The sequence below is a fragment of the Clostridium sp. AN503 genome (genome assembly GCF_040719375.1).
Classification (GTDB): domain Bacteria; phylum Bacillota; class Clostridia; order Lachnospirales; family Lachnospiraceae; genus Brotaphodocola.
On the sequence record NZ_JBFDTP010000002.1, the window covers coordinates 1,581,635 to 1,594,731 of the forward strand.

The 13,097-nt window shown below is 51.5% G+C and carries 12 protein-coding genes; all 12 read left to right on the plus strand.

Translation table 11 applies throughout. From position 1 onward, the window contains the following. The first annotated feature begins 43 nt into the window (after nt 1-43). The 12 genes from alaS (at nt 44) to AB1I67_RS14635 (ending at nt 13,087) form a co-directional block, all read left to right on the plus strand. Complete coding sequence (gene alaS, locus AB1I67_RS14580) at nt 44-2,650, plus strand: alanine--tRNA ligase (RefSeq protein ID WP_367032622.1); 2,607 nt, start codon at nt 44-46, stop codon at nt 2,648-2,650. 190 nt (nt 2,651-2,840) lie between these two features. Then, nucleotides 2,841-3,458, plus strand: a complete 618-nt coding sequence (locus AB1I67_RS14585) for a hypothetical protein (protein ID WP_367030595.1) — start codon at nt 2,841-2,843, stop codon at nt 3,456-3,458. A gap of 158 nt (nt 3,459-3,616) precedes the next feature. Further along, entirely contained in the window at nt 3,617-5,071 is a 1,455-nt protein-coding gene (locus AB1I67_RS14590) for a hypothetical protein (protein WP_367030596.1), read from the plus strand. A 191-nt stretch (nt 5,072-5,262) separates the two neighbouring features. Continuing rightward, on the plus strand, nt 5,263-5,439 hold the full coding sequence (gene rpsU / locus AB1I67_RS14595) for a 30S ribosomal protein S21 (RefSeq protein ID WP_006864570.1): 177 nt from the start codon (nt 5,263-5,265) through the stop codon (nt 5,437-5,439). Nucleotides 5,440-5,518: 79 nt separating this feature from the next. Further along, on the plus strand, nt 5,519-5,788 hold the full coding sequence (locus AB1I67_RS14600; RefSeq protein ID WP_367030597.1) for a YabP/YqfC family sporulation protein: 270 nt from the start codon (nt 5,519-5,521) through the stop codon (nt 5,786-5,788). A gap of 17 nt (nt 5,789-5,805) precedes the next feature. Further along, nucleotides 5,806-7,038, plus strand: coding sequence for a sporulation protein YqfD (locus AB1I67_RS14605; protein WP_367030598.1), 1,233 nt, complete (start codon nt 5,806-5,808; stop codon nt 7,036-7,038). Further along, the gene (locus AB1I67_RS14610) at nt 7,035-8,051 is read left to right on the plus strand and encodes a PhoH family protein (RefSeq protein WP_367030599.1); all 1,017 of its coding nucleotides are present in this window, start codon (nt 7,035-7,037) and stop codon (nt 8,049-8,051) included. Before AB1I67_RS14605 ends, AB1I67_RS14610 begins: the two co-directional genes overlap by 4 nt. After that, complete coding sequence (ybeY, locus tag AB1I67_RS14615; RefSeq protein WP_367030600.1) at nt 8,048-8,545, plus strand: rRNA maturation RNase YbeY; 498 nt, start codon at nt 8,048-8,050, stop codon at nt 8,543-8,545. The genes AB1I67_RS14610 and ybeY overlap by 4 nt, the downstream gene beginning before the upstream one ends. Further along, a complete protein-coding gene (locus tag AB1I67_RS14620) occupies nt 8,542-9,696 on the plus strand; it encodes a DUF3048 domain-containing protein (RefSeq protein ID WP_367030601.1) in 1,155 nt (384 codons plus the stop codon). The genes ybeY and AB1I67_RS14620 overlap by 4 nt, the downstream gene beginning before the upstream one ends. Before the next feature lie 52 nt (nt 9,697-9,748). Continuing rightward, nucleotides 9,749-10,132 (plus strand): hypothetical protein, encoded by a 384-nt coding sequence (locus AB1I67_RS14625; protein WP_367030602.1) that lies wholly within the window; start codon nt 9,749-9,751, stop codon nt 10,130-10,132. A gap of 133 nt (nt 10,133-10,265) precedes the next feature. Then, nucleotides 10,266-11,492 (plus strand): NAD(P)/FAD-dependent oxidoreductase, encoded by a 1,227-nt coding sequence (locus tag AB1I67_RS14630; protein ID WP_367030603.1) that lies wholly within the window; start codon nt 10,266-10,268, stop codon nt 11,490-11,492. A 2-nt stretch (nt 11,493-11,494) separates the two neighbouring features. After that, nucleotides 11,495-13,087: an FAD-dependent oxidoreductase gene (locus AB1I67_RS14635; protein ID WP_367030604.1), complete on the plus strand. Its 1,593-nt coding sequence runs from the start codon at nt 11,495-11,497 to the stop codon at nt 13,085-13,087. Nucleotides 13,088-13,097 lie beyond the last annotated feature (10 nt).

Consider the following 13,097-nt stretch of genomic DNA (forward strand, 5'->3'; position numbering starts at 1 on the left):
AAGCAGTAAAGTGAACAAGTATGGTGTAAACGAATTGAGAAAGATGTTCCTGGAGTTCTTTGAGAGCAAGGGTCATCTGGCGATGAAAAGTTTTTCCCTGGTACCGCATAATGACAACAGTCTGTTGCTGATCAATTCCGGCATGGCGCCCTTAAAGCCCTATTTTACTGGGCAGGAGATCCCGCCGCGCAACCGCGTGACCACATGCCAGAAATGTATCCGTACCGGAGATATTGAGAATATCGGAAAGACTGCCCGTCACGGCACCTTTTTTGAAATGCTGGGCAACTTCTCATTCGGAGATTATTTTAAGACGGATGCCATCCATTGGTCCTGGGAGTTTTTGACCGAGGTGGTGGGGCTGGATCCGGATCGTCTCTATCCGTCTGTTTATCTGGATGACGATGAGGCTTTTGATATCTGGAACAAGGAGATCGGCATTCCGGCGGAACGGATCTTCCGCTTTGGCAAGGAAGACAACTTCTGGGAGCATGGAGCAGGTCCCTGCGGACCCTGTTCCGAGATCTATTATGACCGCGGTGAAAAGTACGGCTGCGGCAAGCCGGATTGTACTGTAGGCTGCGAGTGCGACCGCTACATTGAGGTGTGGAACAACGTATTCACCCAGTTTGAGAGTGACGGCAAGGGGAATTATACCGAGCTTGCCCATAAGAATATTGATACCGGTATGGGGCTGGAGCGTCTGGCAGTTGTTGTTCAGGACGTGGATTCCCTGTTTACGGTGGATACCAACAAGGCGCTTCTGGATGAGGTGTGCGCCCTGGCCCACACGGAGTACCTTGCTGATGCCAGGACAGATATCTCCCTTCGTATTATTGCAGACCATGTGAAGTCCTGCACCTTTATGATATCCGACGGCATTATGCCGTCCAACGAAGGACGCGGATACGTGCTGCGCCGTCTTCTGCGCCGTGCGGCGAGACACGGGAGACTGCTTGGCATTGAAGGCGGATTCATGCCGGAATTGTCTAAAACGGTGATTGCTCTTTCCAAGGACGGTTATCCGGAGCTGGAAGAGAAGAAAGCGATGATCCTCAAGGTCCTTGCCCAGGAGGAGGAGAAGTTTAACAAAACCATCGATCAGGGTCTTGCAATCCTTACGGATATGGAAGCGGATATGGCTGCCAAAGGGGAGACCGTACTTTCCGGAGAAAATGCATTTAAGCTCTATGATACCTATGGGTTCCCGCTGGATCTGACCATCGAGATCCTGGAGGAGAAGAACATGACGGTGGACGAGGCCGGATTCCAGGCTGCCATGAAGGAGCAGCGTGAAAAAGCACGTGCAGCCCGCAAGACCACCAACTACATGGGGGCCGATGTGACGGTCTACCAGTCTATCCCGGCTGAGATCACGTCCACATTTGTGGGATATGACCGCCTGGCACATGATTCCAGGATCACGGTACTGACCACGGATACAGAGATCGTGGAAGCTCTGACGGATGGACAGGCAGGCACTGTGATCACCTGTGAGACTCCGTTTTATGGTACTATGGGAGGACAGAGCGGCGACCACGGTATGATCGTGGGTGCGGACGGCACCTTCCGGGTGGAGGATACTATTCATTTGCAGGGCGGCAAGATCGGCCATGTAGGGAAGATGGTTTCCGGCATGCTGACCACAGGAGAGAACGTGACCTTGAGCGTAGATGCGGAGAGCCGCCGTTCCACAGAGAAGAACCACAGCGCGACGCATCTGCTGCAGAAGGCGCTTCGCACCGTGCTGGGCGAACACGTTGAGCAGGCCGGTTCTCTGGTCACTCCGGACAGGCTGCGCTTCGACTTTACTCATTTCTCTGCCATGACAGCAGAAGAGATTAAGAAGGTTGAGGAGCTGGTCAATCAAGAGATTCAGGAAGGCCTGGATGTTGTAACACAGGAGATGAGTCTGGATGAAGCGAAGAAAACGGGCGCTATGGCGCTGTTTGGCGAAAAATACGGCGAGAAGGTTCGTGTGGTTAAAATGGGCGACTTCTCTACAGAGCTTTGCGGCGGTACTCACGTTGGCAATACTGGTGCGATCCACGCATTCAAGATCATTTCAGAGGCAGGTATCGCAGCCGGGGTCCGCAGGATCGAGGCGCTGACCGGAGACGGTCTGATGGCCCATTATCAGAAGGTGGAAGAGGAACTGCATGAGGCAGCCAGGACTGCCAAGACAAGCCCTTCTGAGTTAAAGAGCAGGATCGAATCCATGATGGAGGAGCTGAAGAGCCTCCATGCCGAGAATGAAAAGTTAAAGAGTAAACTTGCCAAGGATTCCTTAGGCGACGTTATGAGCCAGGTGAAAGATATAAACGGCGTCAAGGTCCTTGCCACGAAGGTAGCCGACGTGGATATGAACGGGCTGCGCGGTTTAGGCGACCAGCTCAAGGAGAAGCTGGGCGACGGCGTGATCGTGCTGGCATCCGTACAGGGGGATAAAGTGAACCTGATGGCAACAGCTACCGATGCCGCACAGGCAAAGGGCGCTCACGCAGGCAATCTGATCAAGGCGATCGCTTCCCTTGTAGGCGGCGGTGGCGGCGGACGTCCGAACATGGCGCAGGCTGGAGGCAAGAATCCGGCAGGCGTGGACGCGGCGCTTTTAAAAGCTTATGAGGTGGCTGCGGAGCAGATCCACTAAGCTTTATACAGGATAGTTAGGGCGGGCATCATTCAATCATAGAGATCGTATGATTGAGTGGTGCCTGTTTTTGTGCTCTTTTGCAAATATTGACAGATATCATTGAAAAACAAAGAATAGGACATTATACAATATTTATAGTATTTGTCAGTGTTCTATGGTAAGATTAAAAAAAGTGGGAGAGAATGCTGTGATTAAAAAATTATTAGCAATTTTTACTGTTGCTATTGTGGGAAAAGAATTGTATTTTTGCATTCTTGATAAAATACTGCATACGACCTTGTTTTTGGCTATGGTGTTTGTTGTGTGTCTTTGGACGGGATTGAAATATAAGCAGGAACAAGATCCTCTCTATAATCGGATTTCAAAGGGATGTGCTTTTGTGTGGGTGATGTGTGCAATCTTTACGGTTGTCTATGCGCCAAAGTACTTCGAAAGCGCTGAACCGGTCAGCGGTGGTATTGGTTATGTTCTGGTCGAAATATTTGATAAAGATATCGCTTTTATTTCTAATAGCAGAGATGCGCATAATATAAAAGCGTATGACTATTATCTTGTTGATGAAGGTAAAGGAAAAAATGCTCTGTTGAAGTATTTTCATAAAAAAGTTTCGCCGCAGGTGGAGTATGTAGAAAAAGGAGATGCTGTCTTTTACTATATTGCCGGGCAGGCGCATGAAGAAATGGCTGCTGTCTCAGTTTTAGAGAAAGGCGGGTATGATATTTTAAGGGTAGAAGGTACAAAAATGTTTAAACAAAAGAATCTTTTAGGAGGATATTATTGGGGGAAAAACATATATGCACAATAGACCTTGTGTTTTGAGAAAAGAGGGCGTTTATGATAAAAAGCAGATTTCGGTACCTGCTGATTTTATGTGCTGTTATGTGTTGGCTTGCCGCCTGCACTACATCCACCTACAATGAGGAGCACCAAGAGGGAGAGACCTCTGGTACAGCAGGACAAACTATGAAACAGGAGATAGAATCAGAGTCTGGGCAGCAGACAGAGGAGGTCTCGCTTGCAGAAGGCTACCAGTTTGTGCGAGATCTCGGAATCTTCGCTCCCGGCAGTCCGGTCATCTATCAGATGGAGAACTTAAATACTCCGGAGGTGAAAAACGAGTACGGGACGGCACGGCTTTTAAATGCTTTCTATCAGGATGGAAACGTGATGCTGACTGTGCTTTATAAAGATTATTCGGTTTATCAGCTATCCGATGAGGAAGTCCGGGAAATCCGGCAGAAAGAGAAAGAAAACAGGGAAAAACAGGAGCGCGGAGAAGCGATAGCGTCGGACGACAGCTATTTCTGTATGGATGAAGAAAAGCAGATTTACATGAGAAGCGCATTTTTGGAAAACTGGCAAGAACAGAATCCCGATGATACGAGCCCATTTTATGAAGGAAAGATGTTTATCCAGGGAAGTAAGAAGCCTGGATACATATTTAATCGTGCATCTTATACCAGATACTCTTATGATAAATATTCAGATATCGGATATATCCCGATATTAGTTCGTTTCATAAAGGATGGAAAATATCCGGAGACGGATGGTCCGGATGGCGTCCACGAATTGCAGCTGGATGCTTTTGAAGACCCATTTACGTTTGAATTTGGTAAATCCATAGAGCTGGACTCTTTGCAGGAACTGCCGGGAGTGGTGATGAAGGAAGGTGCAAGCCTCTATGCGGAAGCGGAACGGGAGGATAAGGCTTTCGTAGTATCTTTTTATACGTACTCCGATGTTGGTTGTTCCATTGTGCCGCAGAAGTTCAGTGTGTCGGCGGACTGTTCAGATCAGCAGACGGAGCAGCTTAAGCCAGGCCCTGATCTTCTGCAAAGCAGTGTCACTGATAAGGATCTGTTTGTTGGCAATGCAAACGGAAAGCTCATAAAAAGTGCATTTATCATACCGGACGGACAGGATATAGAGGGATTGACCGTGAACTATGAGCAGTTTGCCGTGACGGATCCCTCGGAGATCGGAACCTACACATTCAAAATTCCCCAGGATGAGGAGGAGCTTGAAATCAGCGCAGAATTTCCTGACGGAATCCTGTATCTGACAAAGGTAAGCCGTATGGAAGAAAAAATGAAATGGGGAACGGATGAGGACGGGAAGGATCTGTTAAAACCGCAGATCTATCTGACTGGTCGTGTCGAAGACAAGAGAAGCGATCGGCATGTGAATTTGATTCAGGCGACGGATGCTAAGAGCGAGACAGATGGCAGCGGCAGTCATTTTTACACAGGTAACTATTATCCGGATATCGATCAAAGTGAATCAGCATCCTGGTATGATGGAAAGATACAGGGGTTTGCGATCGGTTATGAGGAAGGCGAGGAAAGCGTGACGGTCCGGTTCCACGATGCGGTGACAAAGTGGAGTACTGATATAAAGGCCCCGGTCAGACTCCGGTAATATGGGCGAAATCATGACGCTCCGGGCAGAAGATTGCAGGATTTTGGAAATTTTATGAAATAAATCCCCTTCTTTTGCAAAAAATAGTTGACGAATGCAGATTTTATGCTATAATCATTTCAGTGCTATAAAATACCCAAACAGTTGTATTATGCACAAGTACACAACTGGAGGGAGGTTAGGTGTGAGCTATGTCAAACGTTATCGTTAAAGAAAACGAGACTCTGGACAGCGCATTACGCAGATTCAAAAGAAACTGCGCTAAGGCGGGTATTCAGCAGGAGATTCGTAAGAGAGAGCATTACGAAAAACCAAGCGTAAGACGCAAGAAAAAGTCTGAAGCTGCAAGAAAACGTAAATTTAACTAAATGTTCCGAAATCCCCAGTCATAAGGCTGGGGATTTTTTCGTAGAATGATAGTAATTACCGGTATATGGGTAGAGACGATTGTTTGATCAGATTAAAATAACGGCGGCGGACAGTCTGAAGCTGCCGAAGGATGTGGTCCTGGGAGAGGTGCTGGTCTCCTTTGTAGGACGTTACAGCGTGACCATTGAAAATTACCGGGGAATCCTGATATATGATGACAAGACCGTTAAGCTCCAGGCGAAGCACTGCAAGCTGCAGATTCACGGGAAACGGCTTCATATCGATTATTATAACCATGACGAGATGAAGATAAGCGGACAGATACAGTCGATGTGTTTTGAAGATTGAGGACGGGAGTGAGTGGGGTGAAACAGGCTGTTATGCGTTATACAGGCGGATATCTCCGGATCCGTCTGGTTGGATTTTCGCCGGAGCGTTTTTTGAACCTGTGCATGGCAAACCAGATCGTGATCTGGGATCTTCGTTATCAGGACAATGGTTACCAGTTTCTGGTCACGGTGAAGGATTACCGCCGTGTGCGTCCGCTGGTGAAGAAGGCACAGGTCCATTTGAGGATTATGGGAAGGTACGGACTTCCTTTTTTTTTACACCAGAATCGAAGGAGGAAGCTGTATGCCGCAGGGGTTGCAGCATTCTTCCTCATACTTTTTATCATGTCAAGGTTCATATGGAATATCACGTTGGACGGGAATTACCATTTTACGGATGACACCCTGCTGCACTATCTGGATTCGCTGGATATCCGGTACGGCACGGTGAAATCCGGGATCGACTGCGACGCGCTGGAGGAATCAATCCGCAGCCAGTACCCTGAGATCATATGGGTATCCGCACGGATCTCAGGAACCCGCCTGATGATCAAGGTCAAGGAAAATGAGGTGATGGGGACGATTCCTGTCAGGGAGGACACGCCGCAGGACCTGGTGGCTGACAAATCCGGCGTCATCACAAGAATGGTTGTCCGCAGAGGAAAAGCACAGGTTGCCGTCGGGGATGCGGTGGAGGCGGGACAGGTTTTGGTCAGCGGGACCATCCCGATCTACAATGATGCGGAAGAACTGGTCAACTGCCAGTATGTGCATGCAGATGCGGATATTTATGCGCAGACCGAGGCAGGATATACAGAAAAGCTGTCCCATTTTGTGACGGAACGCTCTTATAACGGCAAGGTCCGTCATGGCCTGCGGCTGCGTTTTCCCGGCCTCTCCTTTCTCTGGATGCTGCCGTCCGGGAAGGAGACTCTCTGGGAGATGACCGGTCGGTATGAACAGGTGACGGTGTGCGGTGATTTTTATCTGCCCATATGGATCGATCAGATCACGGCGCGCCAGTATGAGAATTATGAGCGGACCCGGACCCAGTCGGAACTGGAAACCATAAAAAATCAAATAAATGACAGTAAAATTCAAAATTTATTGGAAAAAGGGGTACAAATAATTGAAAATGATGTTAAAATATTAGATAAGAGTTCCGGCTGGGAGATCCAGGGCAGTTTCATCCTGGAGGAGAAGGTCGGGACCGGACAGGACATACCACAGAATATGAACGAGGAAGAGGAGCAGACAACAGATCAATGAGTGTAATAGAAACGATTATCGATATACCCGCAGAGCATGAGAAGAATGTATGCGGCCAGTTTGACAGTTACCTAAAAAAGATTGAGCGGACGCTTCATGTGACCATCGTGGCCCGGGACGGAGCGATCAAGCTGATCGGCCCGGAGGCCATGATAAAACGCGCCAGGAGCGTGTTCAACAACCTGGTGGAGCTGTCTAAAAGAGGCAACGCCATCACGGAACAGAATGTGGATTACGCCCTCTCTCTGTCCTTCACGGAGTCAGATCATGAGATCCTGGAGATCGATAAGGATATCATCTGCCGCACCGTGACAGGCAAGCCGGTGAAGCCCAAGACCGTAGGCCAGAAGCAGTATGTGGACACCATACGCAAGAAGATGATCGTCTTCGGAGTCGGTCCTGCCGGTACCGGAAAGACTTATCTTGCCATGGCGATGGCTATCTCCGCTTTCAAAAACGGAGAAGTGAACCGGATCATCCTGACCCGCCCTGCGATCGAGGCGGGGGAGAAGTTGGGTTTCCTGCCGGGGGATCTGCAGAGCAAGATCGACCCGTACCTGCGCCCGCTCTATGACGCCCTGTACCAGATCATGGGTGCGGAGAGCTTTCTGCACAACTCGGAGAAGGGGTTGATTGAGGTTGCGCCGCTGGCTTACATGCGCGGCCGTACCCTGGACAATGCCTATATTATCCTGGATGAAGCGCAGAATACCACGCCCGCCCAGATGAAGATGTTTTTAACCCGTATCGGTTTTGGTTCCAAGGTCATCGTCACCGGCGATAAGACCCAGAAGGACCTTCCGAGTGGAGCCGTATCAGGGCTTGATATGGCGATGAAGGTGCTGCACCGGATCGATGACATTGGTTTCTGCAACTTAACAAGCAGCGACGTGGTCCGTCATCCATTGGTGCAGAAGATCGTACAGGCTTATGACGACTATGAGAAGAAGGATGCGAAAAACGCACAGAAGGACCATCCGAGAAGATTTAAGGAACAGAGGAACCGATCATGACGATTAATATTGAATATGAGACAGAACTGCCGCTTCCGGTCGACCACGAGAAGATCATCCACGATATCATCCCGGCAGCTCTGGACTATGAAGAATGCCCCTACGAGGCGGAGGTCAATGTGATCCTGACGGACAACGAGGCGATCCGGGAGATCAACCGGGATTACCGTCAGATCGATGCGCCTACGGATGTTTTATCCTTTCCGATGGTCGAATTCGAAACGGAATCAGACTTTAGCCATGTGGAGGACGCGGTTGAGGATTTCTTTAATCCGGAGACTGGAGAGCTGATCCTGGGGGATATTATCATCTCCGTGGAGAAAGTCATCGAACAGGCGGAAAAGTACGGACATTCTAAGGAGCGGGAGCTGGCCTTTCTTCTCGCCCACAGTATGCTGCACTTATGCGGTTACGACCATATGGACGAGGAAGAGCGGGAGCTCATGGAACAGAAGCAGAGAGAGATCTTAGAGTCGAAAGGATACAGCCGATGAAAAAAACCAAGGTTCTGGCAAGGTGGATTCTGGCAGGAGGGGTGTGTGCAGCGGTATGGATATGTCCTGGCTGCAGCAGGCCCGTGTCTGCCCCTTTGGAGCGGATTGAAACAACAGTCCCGACAGAGGAGACCGAGACAGAACCGCTTGTGCTTCCCACCGAACCGCCGGAGACGGAGACCGTGGAGGAGTCAGAAGAATATCCGGAGGAGCGGGTGGAGGTTGACGGCATGATCCGCAGCTACTTGACGGGCGAGATGGTTCCCGTGTCACAGGGCAACCGCCGTCCCCTTGCGATCATGATGAGCAATGACAAGCAGGCGCTTCCCCAGTACGGGATCAACCGGGCCGGAGTGGTCTACGAGGCGCCGGTGGAGGCCACCATGAACCGGTACATGGCGATCATGGAGAACTACGATGATCTGGACCGGATCGGGTCTGTGCGGAGCTGCCGGACCTACTATACATACTTTGCCAGGGAGTTTGACGCTATATACGCCCATTTCGGGCAGAGTACCTTTGCAAAGCCTTACCTGAAGAATGTAGACAACATAAACGGGATCGAGGGCACCGGAAGCACCGCTTACTACCGGGCGAAGGATAAGCGCTCCCCGCACAATGCCTACGCAAGCTTTGCCGGGATCCAGAAGGCCATCGGCCAGCTTCACTATTCTCAGGAATATGATCCGGAGTATGAGGGGCATTTCCTTTTTGCCAGGACCGGCAAAGAAGCTGAGCTAAAGGGCGCGGATGCGCGGGAGGCATGGAAGGTGAGGCCGGGGTATAAGTACAATGATCCCTGGTTTGAGTACCATGAGGACGACGGCCTCTATTACCGGTACCAGTATGGGGATGTGCATAAAGGGGACGAAGGTCCCATTGCGGTGAAGAATATCATCATCCAGTACTGCTCCGCAGGATACTATGCGACCACGGACTACCGCAACATCAACGTCCATGAGGATTCCTGGGGGTATTTCATCACCGGGGGCAAAGCGGAGGATATTACCTGGAAAAAGGACGGGGAGTTTGGCGTGACCCATTACTATGACGCCACGGGCGAGGAGATCGTGCTGAATCCGGGAAAAACCTGGATCTGCATTGCCACGACCAATGATATGGGCATGGCGAAAATAGAAGGAAAGAACTGAGCTGGATAAAACAGTAAAAATAAGCAGATACTATACTTACGGAGGTTTTACTATGAAAAAGTATATGATCTGTTTATTTTTATTTTTGGGCATCAGCGCAGTTTGTGTATCTGTGGGATTTTTTGCAAGGCAGCAGTACCAGAAGGCCCAGTCCGAATCTGCAACGGAAACGTCACTGGAGACGGAGACGGCCACGGAAGACCAGATGGTCGTAAACCAGCGGGAGGTCATCCACGAGACCGTGGCGGAGGAATACTATCTGGTGGCGGAGGACGGCGTCCTGCTGGTGTTTTTAAAGGACAAGAAGACCATTTCCCTCTACACCCATGTGCCGCTTATGGATTTCCCTGCCAAAGAGAGGGACAGGCTGCGGGAAGGCATCTGGTTCCCGTCCATGATGGAGGTGTTTAATTACCTGGAATCCTACACCAGCTGATAGCCCCGGTTAAAATTATGGAAAGAAATTTCCCGACAGGGGCGGCAACTGTAAAAATCGCTTGAAAAGAACCGGTAAACTGGATACAATAGAAAGCACGAACAGAAATGAGTACGGATACGGAGGATAAAGTGTGAAAAACCAGATTTTGATCATCGGAGGCGGCGCTTCCGGTCTGATGGCATCCATCGCCGCGGCGCGGGAAGGCGCAGAGGTGACCATATTAGAGCATATGGACCGGGTAGGCAAAAAGATTCTCTCCACCGGCAATGGGCGATGCAATATGACAAACCTGTCTCTCCGTGCCGAGTATTACCGGTGCAGCCAGAAGCAGTTTCCCATGAAGGTGCTGGATCGGTTTTCTGTGTGGGATACGCTGACCTTTTTTGATGAGATCGGGATTGTGACGAAGAACCGGAACGGTTATATTTATCCCAATTCCGAGCAGGCATCCTCGGTGCTGGATACACTGCGGCTGGAAGCGGAGCACGCGGGGGTGCGCACCGTGGTGGACTGCCGGATCAAGCGCATCAAAAAAGATGGGCTGCGGAAGTTCACAGTGGAGACGGAGGGAGGGACCTACCGGGGAAACCGCCTGATCCTTGCCACAGGCTCCAAGGCGGCGCCGGTGACCGGATCGGACGGCAGCGGCTATGACTACGCAAGAGAGTTTGGGCATCACATCATCCGTCCGCTGCCGGCCCTGGTCCAGCTCCGCTGCGAAGGGAAATTTTTCAAGCAGCTTTCCGGCATCCGCTGCGAGGCGGTGGTCAAATTAAAATCAGACGGGAAGATTATTGCCGCCAATGAGGGGGAGCTGCAGCTTACGGATTACGGTATTTCCGGCATCCCCACATTTCAGGTCAGCCGTTTTGCTTCTGTGGCCTTAAGCAGCGGCAGGAAGGTATCGGCTGTGATCGATTTCTTCCCCACGAAAAGCATGAATGAGACCCGCCAGTTTTTAAAGCAGCGGGCAGAGCATATGGCCTACCGGAGCAGCGGGGATTTTCTCACCGGCGTGCTGAACAAAAAACTGGCGCTGGTGCTTTTAAAGCTTTCCGGCATCCGTGCGGAGGAGCCGGTGAGTGAGATCACCCCCGCTTCCATGGAACGGCTGGTGAACCAGATCAAGCAGTTTGAGGCCCAGGTCACAGCCACCAATTCCTTTGAGCAGGCGCAGGTCTGCTGCGGAGGTGTGGATACCCACGAGGTCCGTCCGGAGACGCTGGAGTCCAGGCTGGTGCCGGGACTCTATCTGGTGGGCGAGCTTTTAGATGTGGACGGCATCTGCGGCGGTTATAACCTGCAGTGGGCGTGGTCCACGGGAGCGATCGCAGGAAGATGTGCAGGGAGAGAGTAGAGATGATACGGATAACACAATTAAAGCTGCCGGTGGGACACACCCCGGAAGCGCTTGTGAAAAAAGCGGCGAAAGCCTTAAAGATAACCCCGGAGGCAGTTTTAGAACTGAAGATCCGGAAGCAGTCGCTGGATGCGAGAAAGAAACCAGATCTGTTTTATACTTATACAGTAGACGTTAAGACGGCAGCGGAAGATAAAGTGGTACATAAGGCGAAGAATCCCCAGGCCGTGCTCTGCCGCGAAGAAGGATACCAGTTCCCGGCTCCGGGAGGGAAAAAGCTTACCCATCCGCCGGTGATCATCGGAACCGGCCCGGCAGGACTTTTCTGCGGTTTGATGCTGGCCCGGAATGGATACCGCCCTTTACTCCTGGAACGGGGCGGGGATGTGGATACAAGAAGGAAGAAGGTGGACCGGTTCTGGGAGGCCGGTATCCTGGATGGACGTTCCAACGTCCAGTTCGGGGAAGGCGGAGCCGGGACATTTTCGGACGGAAAGCTCAATACACTGGTAAAAGACCCGCAAAAGCGCAATCAGCTTGTACTGGAGACCTTCTGCGAGTTTGGAGCTGATCCTGCCATTCTGTACCAGAATAAGCCCCATATCGGCACGGATGTACTCGCGGATGTTGTAAAGTCCATGAGGCAGGAGATTGTGAGACTGGGCGGCGAAGTCCGGTTTGACTGTCAGGTGACGGATATCTGTATGGAACATGGGAAGGTCTCGGGAGTTGTCACGGAGGATGGGACCTGCATCCCCGCAGAGGCGGTGGTCCTCGCCATTGGGCACAGCGCCAGGGATACCTTTGAGATGCTTTATAAACGGGGCGTGCCCATGGACTGTAAGGCGTTTGCCGTAGGGCTGCGTATCCAGCATCCCCAGGCGGTGATCAACCGGTCCCAGTACGGGACAGAGGATGCGGGGGAGCTTGGGGCGGCAAGCTACAAGCTTACCAGACAGACAAAGAGCGGCAGGGGCGTTTATTCCTTCTGCATGTGTCCGGGCGGTTATGTGGTGGATGCCTCCTCGGAACCTGGCAGGCTGGCAGTCAACGGCATGAGCTACCACGCCCGGGCGGGGGCAAATGCCAACAGCGCCCTGATCGTCACGGTCACGCCGGAGGATTTCCCGGATCAGACGCCGCTTGGAGGCGTGATGTTCCAGCGCAGGCTGGAGGAGCAGGCGTACAAGGCGGCGGGCGGGAAGATCCCAGTCCAGCTTTACGGGGATTTCAAGGCGGACCGTCTTTCTGTGCAGCCTGGCGATATAGAGCCTCAGATGCGCGGCCAGTGGGCTTTTGCAGATGTGAGGGGAATTATGCCGGAGAACCTCAATCAGCCGCTTATAGAGGCTATAGAGGGCTTTGGCGGCATCATCCGAGGCTTTGGCTGCCATGACGCGGTGCTGGCGGGCATTGAGAGCCGCACTTCGTCTCCGGTGCGGATCTGGCGGGATGAGCATTTTGAGAGCAGTACAGGCGGCCTCTATCCCTGTGGGGAGGGAGCCGGATATGCTGGGGGCATCACGTCAGCCGCCATGGACGGGATCAAGGTGGCGGAGGCGGTGGCGGAGGCCTTTGGCCGGCCGGAATAATCGGGAGGGA